General features: G+C 65.1%; 15 protein-coding genes. 2 read left to right on the forward strand and 13 right to left on the reverse strand.

Translation table 11 applies throughout. The annotated features are described in order from the left end of the window. Positions 1-101: 101 nt before the first annotated feature. Positions 102-236 (reverse strand): hypothetical protein, encoded by a 135-nt coding sequence (locus POM99_RS15915; RefSeq protein ID WP_277279471.1) that lies wholly within the window; start codon positions 234-236, stop codon positions 102-104. Between POM99_RS15915 and POM99_RS15920 the strand changes: the two genes are divergently transcribed. Further along, positions 235-966 (forward strand): sulfite exporter TauE/SafE family protein, encoded by a 732-nt coding sequence (locus POM99_RS15920; protein WP_277279472.1) that lies wholly within the window; start codon positions 235-237, stop codon positions 964-966. The genes POM99_RS15915 and POM99_RS15920 overlap by 2 nt on opposite strands. Next, positions 956-1,549, forward strand: coding sequence for a molybdenum cofactor guanylyltransferase (mobA, locus tag POM99_RS15925; RefSeq protein WP_277279473.1), 594 nt, complete (start codon positions 956-958; stop codon positions 1,547-1,549). The genes POM99_RS15920 and mobA overlap by 11 nt, the downstream gene beginning before the upstream one ends. Here the strand turns inward: mobA and POM99_RS15930 are convergent. The 12 genes from POM99_RS15930 to POM99_RS15985 are packed head-to-tail and all read right to left on the reverse strand — an operon-like array spanning position 1,530 to position 15,617. Beyond that, a complete protein-coding gene (locus tag POM99_RS15930) occupies positions 1,530-2,714 on the reverse strand; it encodes a molybdopterin molybdotransferase MoeA (RefSeq protein WP_277279474.1) in 1,185 nt (394 codons plus the stop codon). The two genes, mobA and POM99_RS15930, sit on opposite strands and share 20 nt — an antisense overlap. Then, positions 2,711-3,187 (reverse strand): cyclic pyranopterin monophosphate synthase MoaC, encoded by a 477-nt coding sequence (gene moaC / locus POM99_RS15935; protein WP_277279475.1) that lies wholly within the window; start codon positions 3,185-3,187, stop codon positions 2,711-2,713. The genes POM99_RS15930 and moaC overlap by 4 nt, the downstream gene beginning before the upstream one ends. Next, positions 3,184-3,720 carry a molybdenum cofactor biosynthesis protein B gene (gene moaB, locus POM99_RS15940; RefSeq protein WP_277279476.1) on the reverse strand — a complete coding sequence of 179 codons (537 nt, stop codon included), beginning with the start codon at positions 3,718-3,720 and terminating at the stop codon, positions 3,184-3,186. Before moaB ends, moaC begins: the two co-directional genes overlap by 4 nt. 4 nt (positions 3,721-3,724) lie before the next feature. Next, positions 3,725-4,195, reverse strand: a complete 471-nt coding sequence (locus tag POM99_RS15945; protein ID WP_277279477.1) for a molybdenum cofactor biosynthesis protein MoaE — start codon at positions 4,193-4,195, stop codon at positions 3,725-3,727. Then, positions 4,192-4,452 (reverse strand): MoaD/ThiS family protein, encoded by a 261-nt coding sequence (locus tag POM99_RS15950; RefSeq protein WP_277279478.1) that lies wholly within the window; start codon positions 4,450-4,452, stop codon positions 4,192-4,194. The genes POM99_RS15945 and POM99_RS15950 overlap by 4 nt, the downstream gene beginning before the upstream one ends. A gap of 1 nt (position 4,453) precedes the next feature. Further along, complete coding sequence (gene moaA, locus POM99_RS15955) at positions 4,454-5,440, reverse strand: GTP 3',8-cyclase MoaA (protein ID WP_277279479.1); 987 nt, start codon at positions 5,438-5,440, stop codon at positions 4,454-4,456. Position 5,441: 1 nt separating this feature from the next. Beyond that, entirely contained in the window at positions 5,442-6,242 is an 801-nt protein-coding gene (locus POM99_RS15960) for a peptidylprolyl isomerase (protein ID WP_277279480.1), read from the reverse strand. After that, on the reverse strand, positions 6,239-6,934 hold the full coding sequence (gene narI, locus POM99_RS15965; protein WP_277279481.1) for a respiratory nitrate reductase subunit gamma: 696 nt from the start codon (positions 6,932-6,934) through the stop codon (positions 6,239-6,241). The genes POM99_RS15960 and narI overlap by 4 nt, the downstream gene beginning before the upstream one ends. Continuing rightward, positions 6,927-7,622, reverse strand: a complete 696-nt coding sequence (narJ, locus tag POM99_RS15970) for a nitrate reductase molybdenum cofactor assembly chaperone (protein WP_277279482.1) — start codon at positions 7,620-7,622, stop codon at positions 6,927-6,929. Before narJ ends, narI begins: the two co-directional genes overlap by 8 nt. Then, positions 7,622-9,148 carry a nitrate reductase subunit beta gene (gene narH / locus POM99_RS15975; RefSeq protein ID WP_277279483.1) on the reverse strand — a complete coding sequence of 509 codons (1,527 nt, stop codon included), beginning with the start codon at positions 9,146-9,148 and terminating at the stop codon, positions 7,622-7,624. Before narH ends, narJ begins: the two co-directional genes overlap by 1 nt. Continuing rightward, the gene (locus POM99_RS15980; RefSeq protein WP_277279484.1) at positions 9,145-12,882 is read right to left on the reverse strand and encodes a nitrate reductase subunit alpha; all 3,738 of its coding nucleotides are present in this window, start codon (positions 12,880-12,882) and stop codon (positions 9,145-9,147) included. Before POM99_RS15980 ends, narH begins: the two co-directional genes overlap by 4 nt. Continuing rightward, entirely contained in the window at positions 12,879-15,617 is a 2,739-nt protein-coding gene (locus tag POM99_RS15985) for a nitrate/nitrite transporter (RefSeq protein ID WP_277279485.1), read from the reverse strand. Before POM99_RS15985 ends, POM99_RS15980 begins: the two co-directional genes overlap by 4 nt. Between the last annotated feature and the right edge of the window lie 180 nt (positions 15,618-15,797).

A 15,797-nucleotide genomic window follows, 5' to 3' on the forward strand; every position in this document is an offset into this window, starting at 1 on the left:
ATGTTTTTGTGCCGTGATCAGAGCAGGCGCTGGATCATGCCGGTAAATCTGCGCACAAGCGGCGGATATTTGCGCAAGATCTGACGACGCTTGCGCGCGAATCAACCTTCGCCTTTCGGTCCGCGTTGCTGCTCGATCCAGTTCAGGCTGTTCAGCAAGCCGATGGGCATGTTGAGCTGGTGAATTGGGACTTCCCAGCTTGACCTGTCGCTGCCAGCCAAGAACACTGGCAGCATGATCGATCCGAACTTATTTGTCATTTTGCTATTCGCGGCAGCCACACCCTACGCAACGGTGGGGCATGGCGGGGCTTCGGCCTATCTAGCACTGATGGCCCTGACCGACTTTGCGCCCGAGCAGATGCGACCGCTGGCGCTGGTGCTGAACCTGTTCGTTTCGGCCATTGCCTTCATCCAGTTTCGCCGGACCGGGGCTTTTGACCTGCGGCTATTCCTGCTGTTTGCCGTAGCGGCGATCCCGCTGGCCTTCCTGGGTGGTTCAATCGACCTTGGCGGGGCCTGGCACCGCATTCTGCTCGGCGCGGTCCTGATTGCCTCGGCGGCCGCATTGGTGTTCCGGCCGCAATTGGCCGGGACGGAAACCCATCCCCCGCAGCCGCTCGTAGCCCTTCCGACCGGGGCTGCACTGGGCCTGATCGCAGGACTGACCGGCACCGGCGGCGGGATCTTCCTCAGCCCACTGCTGATCCTGATGCGCTGGGCTGAGGCCCGCACAGTGGCCGGGATCAGCGCGGCTTTCATTTTCTGCAACAGTGCAGCCGGTCTGCTTGGTCAGGGGGCAAGGCTGGACGCTCTGCCGGGGCAAACGCCGTGGTATGTCGGCGCGGTAGTAGTCGGCGGGCTGATCGGCAGCGGGATCAGCGCGACTTGGCTGCCGCGTAAGGCGCTGATCCGGCTGCTGGCGCTGGTGTTGGTGATCGCCGGAGCAAAGCTGCTTGGCACCTGAGCCGCCCCTGATCGTGATCGCAGCTGGCGGCGATGGCAGCCGGATCGGCGGGGACAAGCCGGCGCGGCTGCTGGCGGGAGAGCGGCTGATCGACCGGACCTGCGCCTGGGCGCGGCAGCACAGCGATGCGGTGGCCCTGGCGGTGCGGCCCGGGAATGGCGACTGGGGCACCGGCCTGCCGCAGCTGTTCGACGCACAGGCCGGGATCGGTCCGATTTCGGCGCTTGCCAGCGCGCTGCACGAAGGAGCTAGGCTGAACCGCGCAGCTGTGCTGATGGTGGGCTGCGATCTGCCCTTTCTTCCCGCCGACCTGGTGCCGCGCCTGTCGGCAGCCCTGCCGGATCACGGTGCCGCCATGCCGGTCAGCAGCGGCCGTTTGCATCCGATGGCGGCGCTCTGGCGTAGCGCGCCCGATGCTCTGGACCGCTGGATGGCCGGTGGCGGCCAGTCGCTGTGGCGCTTTGCCGAAGCAATTGGCATGGCCCCGGTGGAGTGGAGCGAAACGCCAGAGCCCTTTGCCAACGTCAACGATGCCGCAGCCCTGGCTGCGGCGGAGGAGCGGATCAGAACGGCAGGGTACTGACCGGCTGACCGGTTTCCAGCGCCGGCAGCCCGGCCGGACAGCGGATCAGCCAGTCGGCTTGCGCCAGGGCGCCCTGGGCGCCGCTGTCCTGGTTGCCCAGCGGCATCAGCCCGGCCTCGTCCCAGCGGGCGCGAACAAAGGTCTCGCGGTTGCCGGTGGCCCCGATCGGCGCGGCCACCGGCAAGCTGCGCCAGCGCAGCACTTCGGCCACCGGCTGGCCCTGCAAGCGGGCCAGCAAGGGCAGCAGGAACAGGCGGGCTGTGACCATCGCCGAGGTGGGATTGCCAGGCAGGCCCAGCACCCATTTGCCCGTGGCCCGGCCCAGCCAGACCGGCTTGCCGGGCTTGATCGCGACCTTGGCGAAGACCAGGTCCAGCCCGTGGGGGACAAACATCGGCTTGGCAAAATCGCGCTCACCGACAGAGGCCCCGCCGGTGACGATCACCAGATCGGCAGCTTCCAGCGCCGCGCCTGCGGCCGTTTCCAACGCTTGCAGATCATCAAGCCCGATCACCCGGTGCACCACCTGCGCCCCGCTCTCCGCCACCATGGCGGAAACGCCGAAAGTGACGCTTTCGGGAATGGCGTCGGCGCGCAGATGGGCCTCGCCGGGCGGCGCGAGTTCATCCCCTGTGCCGATGATCGCCACCCGTGGCCGCCGTGCAACCGTCACGCCGGCCAGATCCGCAGCAGCGGCGGCGATCATCGCGCGGGAGTTCAGCCGGGTGCCGGCAGCAAGTAGCAGATCGCCAGCAGCAAAGTCGCTGCCAGCAGTCCGGACGTGCCAGCCAGGGCCATAGCCTTCGGCAAAGCGCACCATCTCGCCATCGCGGGTGGCATATTCCTGCATGATGCAACGGTCGGCCCCGGCTGGCAGCGGCGCGCCGGTGAAGATCCGCACCGCCTGTCCAGGTTGGACAATGCCGGGATAGCCGGCACCTGCCCGGCTCTCCCCCACGACGGTCAGCGGCTCGCCCGGCCGGGTCGCGGCATCGATCACGGCATATCCGTCCATGGCCGATACAGCGACGCGCGGCGCGGCAGAACGGGCATGGAGGGGTGCGGCAAGGACGCGGCCCGCGGCTTCAGCCAGTGCGACCTGTTCGGTTCCCAGCGGAAGGACCTGCTCTGCGATCAGCCCGACCGCTTCGTCAAACCCGATCATGTCGCCGTCCAGTCTCCGGAACGGCCACCGGACTTGGCCGTCACCCTGATCGCGCCAATCGTCATGGTCCTGTCCACCGCCTTGAGCATGTCAAACAGGGTCAGTGCGCCGACTGATACGGCGGTCAGTGCTTCCATCTCCACCCCGGTCTGCCCGCTGGTCCGCACCTCGGCGCGCAGGGTGAAGCCGGGCAGGGCATCGTCGATCGCGATCTCCACCACCACCTTGGTTAGGGCCAGCGGGTGGCACAGCGGGATCAGGTCAGCAGTGCGCTTGGCGGCCATGACACCTGCCAGTTCGGCCGTGGCGATGACGCTGCCCTTGGGCGTGTTTCCGGCCCGCACGGCGGCCAGCGTTTCCGGCAGACAGCGCAGTTCCCCGCGCGCTTCGGCCTGACGGGTGGTGACGGGCTTGTCCCCGACATCGACCATCCGCGCCCGCCCCTCGCCATCGAGGTGGGTCAGCCCGGTCATGCGCAGACGTCCCGCAGGCGCGGCAATTGCCCGGCGATCGAACAAGGGCGATAGCGGCTGTCAAATTCCAGCCCCAGGACCAGGTCCCAGGCATCGCGGCAGGCTCCGGTCGATCCCGGTACGCAGAAGATGAAGGTGTCCTCGGCCTGCCCCGCAAAGGCGCGCGATTGCAGGGTCGATACGCCGATCGTGCCCATGCTGGCCTGGTGGAACACTACGCTGAATCCGTCCATTACCCGGCGCAGCAGCGGCATCACCGCCTCTGGCGTGACATCGCGCGGGGTAAAGCCGGTTCCGCCGGTGCTGACCACGATATCCACTGCCGGATCGGCGATCCAGGCCCGCATCTGGTCGCGGATCGCCTCGACATCATCGATCACGATTGCCCGCGCGGCAAGGCGGTGACCGGCTCCGGTCAGCCGCTCGGCGAGCAAGGCGCCGGACGTGTCGGTTTCCATGGTCCGGGTATCGGACACGGTCAGCACCGCGATGTTGAGCGGGTGGAACGGCAGGCTCTCGTCAATTCCGGGCATAGGTTCAGTCCTGTTTCGCGGTCCAGCGGGAAAGATCCGCCTGGTCGGCCTCGGTCGGCTCGATCCAGCGGTGCCCGTCGGGGCCTTCCTCGCGCTTCCAGAATACCGCTTCGGTCTTGAGGCGGTCCATCAGATAATCGGCCGCCTCGAAAGCGGCGCGGCGGTGCGCCGAAGCCGTGGCAACGAAGACAATCGCTTCCCCCGGCAGGATCCGCCCGGCCCGGTGCACCACCAGGCTGCGGGTAATGGCAAAGCGGGCATGGGCATCGGCAGCAATCGCCCGCATCGAGGCCAGGGTGACACCGCGATAGCTTTCCAGCACCAGGGCCTGGACCGCACCGCCATCCTTGGCCGCGCCGCGGGCATAACCTGTGAAGCTGACCACCCCGCCTTCACCGTCCAGATCGTCGGTAAAGCGGGCCAGCAGCGCGGCCGGATCGAACGCCGCCTCGGCCAGTTCAACGGCGCTGGTCATCCCCCCGACACCGGCGGGAACAGGGCCACGGCATCGCCGGCGGTTACAACCGTGCTTCCGGAAACGAGCTCTTCGTTGACACAGGCGCGGACCCGGCCCCGGGCCAACGCCTCGCCCAGCAGCGGATGGGCATCCGCAAGGGCAGCGAAGAGCGCGTGGACCGGCAAGCCATCGATCGGTACGGCCAGTTCCACCTCGCGCCCGCAGGCTTCCGCCAGCCGCCCGCACAGCTCGATCCGCAGGGTCGTCATGGTCATTCTATCCCCCGATCGAGGCGAGATGCGGCGTGCCGCCGCTGTTGCCTTCGTGCAGGCGGTGGGCGGGAGCCTTGGTCGCGGTCAGCGCGCTAATCCGCGCCACCAGCGCATCGAGCTGGCCATCATCCTGCAATAGCGGCCTGAGATCGATCCCGGCATCGCCGAACAGGCAAAGGTGCAGCTTGCCCCGCGCGGATACCCGCAGACGGTTGCAACTGGCGCAGAAATCTTTCGAATAGGGTGCGATGATCCCGATCCGGCCCGGTTCGCCCGGCTTGGCAAAGTCGACCGCCGGGCCGGCTCCGGCCTCGCGCATCTGCCGCTGCCAGCCCAGCGCCGTCAGCCGCCCGGCGATTTCCTCGCCGGCCAGGTGGTGGCGATCGAAGAAGGCGGGATTGTCATTGGTCCGCATCACCTCAATAAACCGCAGCGCCAGATTGTGCTGTTGGACAAAGGCAATGAACCCTTCGAGCTCGTCATCGTTGACCCCGCGCATCAGTACGCTGTTGAGCTTGATCGAAGTGATCCCGGCGTCGCGCGCAGCGGCGATGCCGTCCAGCACCTCGCCCAGCCGGTCATGCCCGGTGATCGCCGCAAACCGCACGGGATCAAGGGAATCGACACTGATGTTTAGCGCCGAGATTCCGACCGCGGCATAGTCTGCTGCCCGCTCCGCCAGGCGATAGCCGTTGGTGGTCATGGCCAACTTGCGGATGCCCGGCGTGGTGGCCACTGTCCGGGCAATGTCCAGCAGTTCGGGCCGCAGGCTCGGTTCACCGCCGGTGAGGCGGACCTTCCACAGCCCGAGCCTGGCAAAGGCCGCGATCAGCCGTCCGGTTTCCGCCACGGTCAGGCTGGCCGGCTGGCCCGCCACCTTGCGATAGCCTTCCGGCAGACAATAGGTGCAGCGAAAGTTGCACACGTCGGTCAGCGACAGACGGAGATATTCGAAGCGGCGGCCGTGGCCATCGGTCAGCGGCGAGTTCATCCTATTGCACCATGGCCCCTTCAGCCCCGGCGATGGCAACCCCGCTGACCCCGGCCTGCCCGGCGAGGATCGCGATGTACTGCGCCACGGCGCGGCGATAGCTGGCTTCTTCCAGATAGCCAGCGATGGCATCCCGGACCGCTTCGAACGGCAGCTGGCGCGCTTCGGCCCGGCGTCCGGAGCGGATCACGTGCACCCCGAAGCGGGTCTTGACCGGCTGCGTGCACAGCGAGTTTTCCGGCAGCGCGAACAGCGCCTCCTCGAACGGCTTGACCATCTGCCCCGGCCCGACCTGCCCCAGGTTGCCACCCTGCTGGCCCGAAGGACAGGCAGAGCGAGCGCGGGCGAGGTCCGCGAAGCGATCGGGTTCGGCCTGCAACTGGCGGATCAGGGTGCGGGCATCGCCGGTGGCGAGGCCCATGGCAAATTCGTCCGCCGGATCGGCCTCGATCAGGATATGCGCGGCCTCGACCAGCACCGGCGAGGCAAAGCGTTCGCGGTTGTGATCATAGAACCGGCGGCAGGCGGCTTCGTCCGCTTGCGGCACCCGCACTTCCTGTTCCAGCAGGGCGTCGATCCGGGCGTCCTCCTCGGTCAGCGGACGGCCTTCGCCATCGCGCCGGTCTCCGGAAGAAAGGCCCAGCCGCTCCGCCTCGTCCAGCAGCAACTGGCGGACGGCAAGGGCTTCGGCTGCCGCATTCCAGGCGGCTGCGGCATCGGGAGCGGGATGATGCTGGGCTTCGGCGGCAATCGCCTCGGCCGGGATCTCGCGTCCGCCGACCAGGACCGGTTCAAAGTTCATCGCGCCAGCTTCCTTGACCGGACCACCTGATAGCCCGGCCGCCAGACATAGCGTACCGGCGCGCTGAGCATATGGACCAGGCGGGTGAAGGGGAACAGGAACAGGATCGTCAGGCCGAGGAACAGGTGCAGTTTGAAGACCAGCGCCACATCGGCGATCTGATCCGCCGCGCCCGAGCGGAAGGTGAAGATGCCCTGGGCCCAGTTCATGAACTTGACCATTTCATGCCCGTCGAGATGCTGGAGCGACAGCGGGATCGTGGCGAGGCCAAGCGCAAGCTGCGCCCACAGCAGCAGGATGATCATGTTGTCGGCAAAGCTGGAGGCCGCGCGGATCCGCGGATCGAAGAACCGGCGGTGGATCAGCAAAGTGGCCCCGACAATCCCCGCCACCCCGGCAAAGCCGCCGGCAACGATCGCCAGCAGTTGCTTGGCCCCGTGCGAAATGCCCAGCGCATCGAATATCGCGATCGGGGTCAGCAGGCCGACCACGTGGCCCGCGAAGATCAGCAGCACGCCAAGATGAAACAGCACCGATCCGACGATCAACTGTTTGCGGCGCAAGAGCTGGCTCGATCCGGCCCGCCATGAATAGGGTTCCCGATCATAGCGGATCACCGAACCCACCGCGAGAACGGCGAGTGCGATGTAGGGATAGATCCCGAAGAGCAGGTGGTGGACGAAGTCAGCCATGGATCGGACTCCTGACGGGTTCCTGAGTGAGAATGCGGTCGACCATCGCAGCAACCTGCGGACAATCGGCAGTGCCGGGGGCGACGGGGCTGTCGAAGCGGATCTGTTCTTCCTCCCAAGCCGCATCGAGCGCGGCAAGATCGTCGGGATCGTCCGCCGGGGCGATCTCGAACGCTTCGCCGCCGGCCCCGGCCAGGTCGGCCAGGATCCGCATCGGCGCGGCATAGGCGGTGCCCTTTTCTTCCAGCCGCTGGGCCAGGGCAGAGAGGATCACGCCGGGCTGGGCCAGCTCGTCAGCCGCCTGGGCCGGGGGCAGGACCGAGAGATACTCAAGGAACAGCGGCAGGTAGTCCGGCAATTCCTTGGCCGCGATTTCCAGACCCTGCGCCTCATAGCGGTCACGCAGGTCGACCATCGCCTGGCCCCGGTCGCGGCTTTCACCGTGGACGTGCTCGAACAGGTGGAGCGAAACCGCCCGCCCCCGGTCGAACAGGCCGACATAGCGTTCCTGGGCATCGAGCAGGTCCATGTTGGCAAGTTCCTCGATCAGCGGCTGCAGGCTGGCGCGCTGTTCGGGAGAAAGCAGGCCATCCTCGGCCAGCGCCGTGGCAAGCCCAGGGGCAGCCTGCTGGACTTCGGCATCGGGATAGCGCAGCAGGGCCGAGAGGATCAGCAGGGTCAGGCGCATCAGAACACCTCCGTCGGCGTTTGCAGTTTCTTGCGGGCCGGCGCCCCGAACAGGTTGGTCTCATTCGACCCGCCCGAACAGCCGTTGCCGAAGGAGAAGCCGCAGCCGCCCTTCTCGTCGTACATGTCCTCGGCATCTTCGCGGTGGCCGGTGGGGATGACGAAGCGGTCCTCGTAATTGGCGATCGCCATCACGTGGTACATTTCCTCGATCTGGGCCGGGGTCAGGCCAACCTCGTGGGCCATGTCTGCGGCGACGACGCCGTCGACCGTCTTGGCCCGCATGTAGCCGCGCATGGCCAGCATCCGTTCCAGCGCATCGACCACCGGGGCTTCCTTGCCCGCGGTCAGCAGGTTGGCCAGGTAGCGCACCGGAATCCGCAAGGAGCGGACATCCGGCATGCCGTTGCGCGCGGAAATCTTGCCCGCGCTGGCCGCCGAACTGATCGGCGAGAGCGGCGGCACGTACCAGACCATGGGGAGCGTGCGGTATTCGGGGTGGAGCGGGAAGGCGACCTTCCATTCCATCGCCATTTTCCACACCGGCGAGCGGCGCGCGGCTTCCAGCCAGGCTTCGGGCACCCCGTCCTTGCGGGCCTGTTCGATCACCGCCGGATCGTTGGGATCGAGGAAGATGTCGAGCTGGGCCTGATAAAGGTCCTCGACATGCTCGGCGCTGGCCGCTTCCTCTATCCGGTCAGCGTCATAGAGCATCACGCCAAGGTAACGGATGCGGCCAACGCAGGTTTCGCTGCAGACGGTCGGCTCTCCCGCCTCGATCCGCGGATAGCAGAAGATGCACTTCTCGCTCTTGCCGGTTTTCCAGTTGAAGTAGATCTTCTTGTAGGGACAGCCCGAAACGCACATCCGCCAGCCGCGGCACTTTTCCTGGTCGATCAGGACGATGCCGTCCTCCTCGCGCTTGTAGATCGAACCGGACGGGCAAGCCGCAACGCAAGTCGGGTTGAGGCAATGCTCGCACAGCCTGGGCAGGTACATCATGAAGGTGTTTTCGAACTGACCGTAGATTTCCTTCTGGACCCCTTCGAAGTTGTAATCGGCCGAACGCTTCGAAAACTCGCCGCCCAAGATTTCCTCCCAGTTGGGGCCGCCTTCGATTTTCTCCATCCGCTGGCCGGAGATCAGGCTGCGCGGACGCGCGGTGGGGAAGGCCTTGCTTTCCCCGGCCGATTGCAGATGGCCGTAATCGAAAGTGAAGGGTTCGTAGTAGTCGTCGATCTCGGGCAGGTCGGGGTTGGCGAATATCTTCGCCAGCAGCCGCCACTTGCCGCCCATGCGCGGGCGGATCGATCCGGTGGGGGTGCGGACCCATCCGCCGTTCCAGCGGTCCTGGTTCTCCCAGTCCTTGGGATAGCCTATCCCGGGCTTGCTCTCGACGTTGTTGAACCAGGCGTATTCCATGCCTTCGCGGCTGGTCCAGACGTTCTTGCAGGTGACCGAGCAGGTGTGGCAGCCGATGCACTTGTCGAGGTTCAGCACCTTGCCGATTTGCGCGCGGACTTTCATGCTGCGTTCTCCCCTTCGGCGAGCGGCCCTTCAAGCCAGTCGACCTTCTCAAGCTTGCGGACGATGACGTATTCGTCGCGGTTGGAACCGACGGTGCCGTAATAGTTGAACCCGTAGGCCTGCTGGACGTAGCCGCCGATCATGTGGGTCGGTTTGAGGATCGCGCGGGTCACCGAATTGTGGATCCCGCCGCGCTGGCCGGTCAGCGGCGAGCCGGGCACGTTCACGATCTTTTCCTGCGCATGGTACATGAACAGGGTGCCTTCCTTCATGCGCTGCGAGACGACCACGCGGGCAACCAGGGCGCCGTTGGCGTTGAAGGTTTCGACCCAGTCGTTGTCGACGAGGCCCGCCTTGGCGGCATCGACCTCGCTCATCCACACGATCGGTCCGCCGCGCGACAGGGTCAGCATCAGCTGATTGTCGGTATAGGTGGAGTGGATCCCCCACTTCTGGTGCGGGGTGATGAAGTTCAGCACCACGTGGGGTTGGCCTTCTGCCTTATCGAGCATCGGCTTGACCGCCTTGGTATCGATCGGCGGGCGGTAGACGCAGAAGCCCTCGCCAAAGGCGCGCATCCACTTGTGATCCTGGTAAAGCTGCTGACGGCCCGTCAGGGTCCGCCACGGGATCAGCTCGTGGACGTTGGTGTAGCCGGCGTTGTAGCAGACATGCTCGCTTTCCAGCCCGGACCAGGTGGGCGAGGAAATGATCTTTCGTGGCTGAGCTTGGATGTCGCGGAAGCGGATCTTCTCCTCTTCCTTGGGCCGGGCCAGGTGGGTGTGATCGATCCCGGTGAACTGCGACAGTGCATCCCACGCCTTGACCGCCACTTCGCCGTTGGTTTCCGGTGCCAGCATCAGCAGCACTTCGGCCGCATCGATCGCGGTCTCGATCTTTGCCATGCCGCTGGTTGGGCCTTCACCGCTCTGCGTGCCGTTGAGCTTGCGCAGGTTTTCCACCTCATGCGCGGTGTTCCAGGCGATGCCTTTGCCGCCGTTGCCGAGCTTGTCCATGAGCGGACCGAGCGCAGTGAAGCGGTTGTAGAGGTTCGGATAATCCCGCTCGACCAGGGCGACATTGGCCATGGTCTTGCCGGGGATCGGCTCGACCTGGCCCTGGCCCCAGTCGGCCACGTCGAACGGCTGGGCGATCTCGTTCGGGCTGTCATGCTGGATCGGGACCAGCACCAGGTCCTGCTCGACGCCCAGCACTTCGGGAGCTACTTCGGAGAAGGCCTTGGCGATCCCCTTGTATATTTCCCAGTCGCTCTTCGATTCCCACACCGGGTCCACGGCCGCGCTTAGCGGGTGGATGAAGGGGTGCATGTCGGAAGTGTTGAGATCGTCCTTCTCGTACCAGCTGGCGGTCGGCAGGACGATGTCGGAGTAGACGCAGGTGGTCGACATCCGGAAGTCCAGTGTGACCAGGAGGTCCAGCTTACCCTTGGGCGCTTCATCGTGCCACTTCACGTCCCTGGGCTTCTGGTGACCCATTTCGCCCAGGTCCTTGCCCTGGACGCCGTGGGCCGTTCCCAGCAGGTGCTTGAGGAAATACTCGTGCCCCTTGCCGGATGAGCCAAGCAGATTTGAACGCCAGACGAACATGTTGCGCGGCCAGTTGGCCTCGTCGTCCGGGTCCATGCATGACAGTTCCAAATCGCCGGCCTTCAGCCCCTGCGCGACATAGTCCTTCGGCTCCATGCCCGAAGCCTTTGCCGCCTTGCCCACTTCCAGCGGGTTGGTCTTGAGCTGCGGCGCGGAGGGCAGCCAGCCCATCCGCTCGGCCCGCGCGTTATAGTCGATCAAGCTGGCGTCCCAGTCGCCCTTGGGCGCGGTGGGAGAGAGGATCTCGCCTACCCCCAGCGTCTCGTAACGCCACTGGTCGGTATGGGCATAGAAGAAGCTGGTGGAATTCATCTGCCGGGGCGGACGGTTCCAGTCGAGCGCGAAGGCCAGCGGCAGCCAGCCGGTCTGCGGGCGCAGCTTTTCCTGCCCGACATAGTGCGACCAGCCGCCGCCCGACTGGCCGACACAGCCGCACATCACCAGGAGATTGATGATCCCCCGGTAGTTCATGTCCATGTGATACCAGTGGTTGAGCCCGGCCCCCAGGATCACCATCGACTTGCCATTGGTCTTTTCCGCGTTGCTGGCAAACTCGCGCGCGGCCGTGATGATCGCATCGGCCGGAACGCCGGTGATCTTCTCGCCCCAGGCCGGGGTGTAGGGTGCAGGATCGGCATAATCGCGGGCGACATGTTCACCGCCCAGGCCCCGGTCGAGGCCATAGTTGGCGCAGAACAGGTCGAATACCGTGGCGACGTAGGTTCGCCCGTCCTTAAGCTCCAGTTCGCGCACGGGCACGCGCTTCATCAGCACGTCCGGATGGTCGGTGCCCTGGAAATGATCATGCTCGCGGTTGCCGAAATAGGGGAAGCCGACCTCGACTACCTCGTCGTGGTCCTTGTCGAGGATGGCGGTCATCCGCAGCTTCACATCGCTGCCCTTGCCATCCGTTTCCTGCAGGTTCCACTTGCCCTTCTCGCCCCAGCGGAAGCCGGCCGAGCCCGAAGGCACCACGACTTCGTCGCGGGCCTCGTCGATCGCCACGCACTTCCATTCGGGATTGTTGCCCTCACCCAGCTCGCCCTTGAAATCGGACGCACGCAGCAGGCGTTCGGGCACCAGCCGGCCATCCTGCTCGACCAGCCGGACCAGCATCGGCATGTCCGAGTACTTGCGGCAATAGTCCTCGAAATACGGCACCTGCCGGTCGAGGTGAAATTCGCGCAGAATGACGTGGCCCATCGCCATGGCGAGCGCCGCATCGGTGCCCTGCTTTGGGTTGAGCCACAGGTCGGCGAACTTGGTTGCCTCGGCATAATCGGGGCTGACCACGGCCACTTTGGCCCCGCGATAGCGCGCCTCGGTCATGAAGTGAGCATCGGGTGTGCGGGTCTGGGGCACGTTCGATCCCCACATCATCAGGAAGCCCGCATTGTACCAGTCCGCGCTTTCCGGAACGTCGGTCTGCTCACCCCAGGTCATCGGGCTGGCGGGCGGCAGATCGCAGTACCAATCGTAAAAGCTCATGCAGGTCCCGCCGAGCAGCGAGAGATAGCGCGAACCCGCCGCATAGCTGACCATCGACATGGCCGGGATCGGGGAGAAGCCGATCACCCGGTCCGGGCCCCACTGCTTGGCGGTATAGGCGTTGGCCGCCGCGATGATCTCGTTCACCTCGTCCCAGGTCGAGCGCACGAAGCCGCCGTGGCCGCGGATCGCGGTATAGCTCTTGCGCTTGACCGGATCGTTCTGGATCGAGGCCCAGGCGGCGACTGGCGGCAGATCCCTGCGCGCGGCGCGCCACAGCTTGACCAGCCGCTTGCGGATCAACGGGTATTTCAGCCGCTGGGCCGAATAGATGTACCAACTGTAGCTCGCCCCGCGCGGGCAACCGCGCGGTTCGTGGTTGGGCAGTTCCGGCCGGGTGCGCGGATAGTCGGTCTGCTGGGTTTCCCAGGTGATGATCCCGCCCTTGACGTAGATTTTCCAGCTGCACGAACCGGTGCAGTTCACCCCGTGGGTGCTGCGCACGATCTTGTCGTGCTGCCAGCGCTTGCGATAGCTGTCTTCCCAGTCGCGGGCTTCGGCGGTGGTGACCCCGTGGCCTTCGGAGAATTGCTCCTTCTTCTGGCGGAAGAAGGTCAGACGGTCGAGCAGGTGGCTCATGCGGTGGCTCCTTGGGCAATTGGGGCAGAGGGGGTGCGACCGCGCTCGACATCGTGGAGCAGGCCGCCCTTGCGGGTGTAGATGAACCAGGTCAGTGCGGCGCAGCTCGCGTAGAAGATCGCGAAGGCATAGAGCGCGGCCATCGGCGTACCCGTCGCGCTGATCGACATCCCGAAGGCACGGGGGATGAAGAAGGCCCCATAGGCCGCGATTGCCGAGGTGAAGCCGACGATCGCGGCCGATTCCTTTTCGGCCTGGCGGGTGCGCTGGGCAGCGTCCAGTTCCGGCATCAGGCGCGGAACTTCCTGGCGCATGATGTTGGGGATCATCTGGAAGGTGGAGGCATTGCCCACCCCGGTGACGAAGAACATGAAGATAAAGGCGCCCAGGAAACCGTTGAAATCCTTGGCTTCAAGGAAGTGGATCACGCCCAGGGCACCGGCGATCATGCCGATGAACACCCAAAAGGTGACCCGCGCCCCGCCCCAGCGGTCAGAAATCCAGCCGGTCGCAGCGCGGCTGATCGCGCCGACCAGCGGGCCGAGGAACACGTATTTCAGCACGTTGACGTCCGGGAACTGGCTTTTGGCGAGCAGTGGCAGGCCGGCCGAGAAGCCGATGAACGAACCGAAGGTGCCGGTGTAGAGCCAGCACATCAGCCAGTTGTGCTTGCGCTGGAAGATCACCGCCTGCTCGGCAAAGCTGGCCTTGGCATCGGCGATGTCGTTCATCCCGAACCAGGCAAGCAGGGTGCTGGCGATGATGAACGGCACCCAGATGAAGCCGGCGTTCTGCAACCACAGCTGGCTGCCATCCTTGGCCACTTGAGCGGTGCCACCAAGGGCACCAAACACCCCGGCCGTTATCACCAAAGGCACCGCAAACTGCATCACCGAGACACCCAGGTTGCCGAGCCCGGCATTGAGCGCCAGCGCGTTGCCCTTTTGCGCCTTGGGGAAGAAGAACCCGATGTTGGACATCGAGCTGGCAAAGTTGCCACCCCCGAAGCCGCACAGCAGGGCCAGGACCAGGAAGATGAAGTACGGCGTATCCGGGTTCTGCACGGCATAGCCGATCCCGAAGGCCGGGATCAGCAGCGATGCGGTGGACAGCGTGGTCCACAACCGCCCGCCGAAGATCGGCACCATGAAGCTGTAGAAGATCCGGAAGGTCGCGCCCGACAGGCCGGGTAGCGCGGCCAGCCAGAAGAGCTGGTCCGTGGTGTAGTCAAAGCCGATGAGGGGCAGCTTTGCGACAACCACGGACCAGACCATCCACACGCTGAAGGCCAGCAGCAGCGCGGGAATGGACAGGTAGAGATTGCGATTGGCGATCCGTTGGCCGGTTTCTTCCCAGAAGGCCGAATCCTCGGGCCGCCAGTCGGTCAGCACCTTGGCCTTCACGCCGTGTTCGGCATGAACCTCCTCGTCATGGAGGCCGGCCATTTCCGGGAACTGTGGCAGCGAGCGGGTATCGATCCCGGCAGCCTTCTGTTCCATCTGGCGGATCGCCAGGTGCATCCAGCCCAGCGCGACGGCGACAAGGGCGAACAGCACCATGAAGCAGCTGGTCCAGATCCCGGTCAGATCGCTGACCGCGCCGAACACGATCGGCAGGACGAACCCGCCGAGACCGCCGACCAGCCCGACCAGCCCGCCGACGGAGCCGACGTGACCGGGATAATAGACCGGGATATGCTTGTAGACCGCCGCCTTGCCCAGCGACATGAAGAAGCCGAGCACGAAAACCGTGATGACGAAGGGCACCAGGCTCATCGAGGTGGAGAAGGTGATGTCACCCTTGATCCCGTGGATCACATAGTCGGTCGCGGGATAGGACAGCATGAACAGGCACAGCATCGAGACGCCGAAGGTCGCGTACATGATCCGCCGCGCGCCGTAGCGGTCGGACAGGATCCCGCCATAGGCCCGGAACACCGAAGCCGAGAGCGAGAACGTCGCCGCCAGCATCCCCGCAACCTTGATGTCGACGCCGTAAACCCCGATCAGGTATTTGGGCAGCCACAGCGCCAGCGCGACGAACGCGCCGAAGACGAAGAAGTAGTAGAGCGAAAAGCGCCAGACCTGCTCGTTCTTGAGCGGCTCCAGCTGCTCTTTCAGCCCTTTGGGCTTTTCCCCGCTGATCTTGCGCGCGGCGAGATCGGGATCATCCTTGGCGAACAGGAAGAACAGCACGGCGGTGATAGCCAGGACAACGGCCCAGATCTGGGCCACGGCCTGCCAGCCCATCGCCACCATCACCCAGGGCGCGACGAACTTGGTCACCGCCGCCCCGACATTGCCCATCCCGAAGAAGCCTAGCGCCGAGCCCTGCTTTTCCTGCGGGTACCACTTCGACACATAGGCCACACCGACGGCAAAGCCACCGCCTGCCATGCCCAGCCCCAGCGCCGCCAGCAGCATCAGGATATAGGAATCGGCCTGGCTGAGCAGCACGGTCGAAGCCGCCGAAGCCAGCATGGTCAGCGGAAAGACGATCCGTCCGCCGTACTGGTCGGTCCAGACGCCCAGGAACAGGCGGACCAGCGATCCGGTCAGGATCGGCGTGCCGACCAGCAGGCCGAACTGGGTATCGTTCAGCCCCAGCTCCGCCTTGATCTCGATCCCGATGATTGCGAAAATCGTCCAGACCGCAAAGCAGATGGTGAAGGCAAAGGTGCTGAGCCCAAGGGCGCGGTTCTGTTGCCCGGCGCTGACCTGTTGCTGCAATGGCATGGCACTGAGTCCCCTGTAGTGGGTTGAATGCCAGCAGGAATGACCGATGATTTCCGGGTAAGCTTGATCCCGATCAAGAAACGCCATTTCGGTCCCGCTTTCTGATTTCGGCCTGATCTGCGCGGGAAATCAGCCTGAAACAGATCAAGCAGGCGATTGATGCACATCAAGTGGGCTGCT

The organism is Novosphingobium cyanobacteriorum, assembly GCF_029436685.1.
GTDB lineage: Bacteria > Pseudomonadota > Alphaproteobacteria > Sphingomonadales > Sphingomonadaceae > Novosphingobium > Novosphingobium cyanobacteriorum.

Coding starts and splice junctions, on each gene's coding strand:
- moaB (WP_277279476.1), bottom strand. CDS start 3,720: ATGCCCGGAATTGACGAGAGCCTGCCGTTCCACCCGCTCAACATCGCG.
- narI (WP_277279481.1), bottom strand. CDS start 6,934: ATGGCTGACTTCGTCCACCACCTGCTCTTCGGGATCTATCCCTACATC.
- POM99_RS15950 (WP_277279478.1), bottom strand. CDS start 4,452: ATGACCATGACGACCCTGCGGATCGAGCTGTGCGGGCGGCTGGCGGAA.
- POM99_RS15930 (WP_277279474.1), bottom strand. CDS start 2,714: ATGATCGGGTTTGACGAAGCGGTCGGGCTGATCGCAGAGCAGGTCCTT.
- POM99_RS15915 (WP_277279471.1), bottom strand. CDS start 236: ATGCTGCCAGTGTTCTTGGCTGGCAGCGACAGGTCAAGCTGGGAAGTC.
- narJ (WP_277279482.1), bottom strand. CDS start 7,622: ATGCGCCTGACCCTGCTGATCCTCTCGGCCCTGCTGCGCTATCCCGAT.
- POM99_RS15945 (WP_277279477.1), bottom strand. CDS start 4,195: ATGACCAGCGCCGTTGAACTGGCCGAGGCGGCGTTCGATCCGGCCGCG.
- moaA (WP_277279479.1), bottom strand. CDS start 5,440: ATGAACTCGCCGCTGACCGATGGCCACGGCCGCCGCTTCGAATATCTC.
- POM99_RS15980 (WP_277279484.1), bottom strand. CDS start 12,882: ATGAGCCACCTGCTCGACCGTCTGACCTTCTTCCGCCAGAAGAAGGAG.
- narH (WP_277279483.1), bottom strand. CDS start 9,148: ATGAAAGTCCGCGCGCAAATCGGCAAGGTGCTGAACCTCGACAAGTGC.
- moaC (WP_277279475.1), bottom strand. CDS start 3,187: ATGACCGGGCTGACCCACCTCGATGGCGAGGGGCGGGCGCGGATGGTC.
- POM99_RS15960 (WP_277279480.1), bottom strand. CDS start 6,242: ATGAACTTTGAACCGGTCCTGGTCGGCGGACGCGAGATCCCGGCCGAG.
- POM99_RS15920 (WP_277279472.1), top strand. CDS start 235: ATGATCGATCCGAACTTATTTGTCATTTTGCTATTCGCGGCAGCCACA.
- POM99_RS15985 (WP_277279485.1), bottom strand. CDS start 15,617: ATGCCATTGCAGCAACAGGTCAGCGCCGGGCAACAGAACCGCGCCCTT.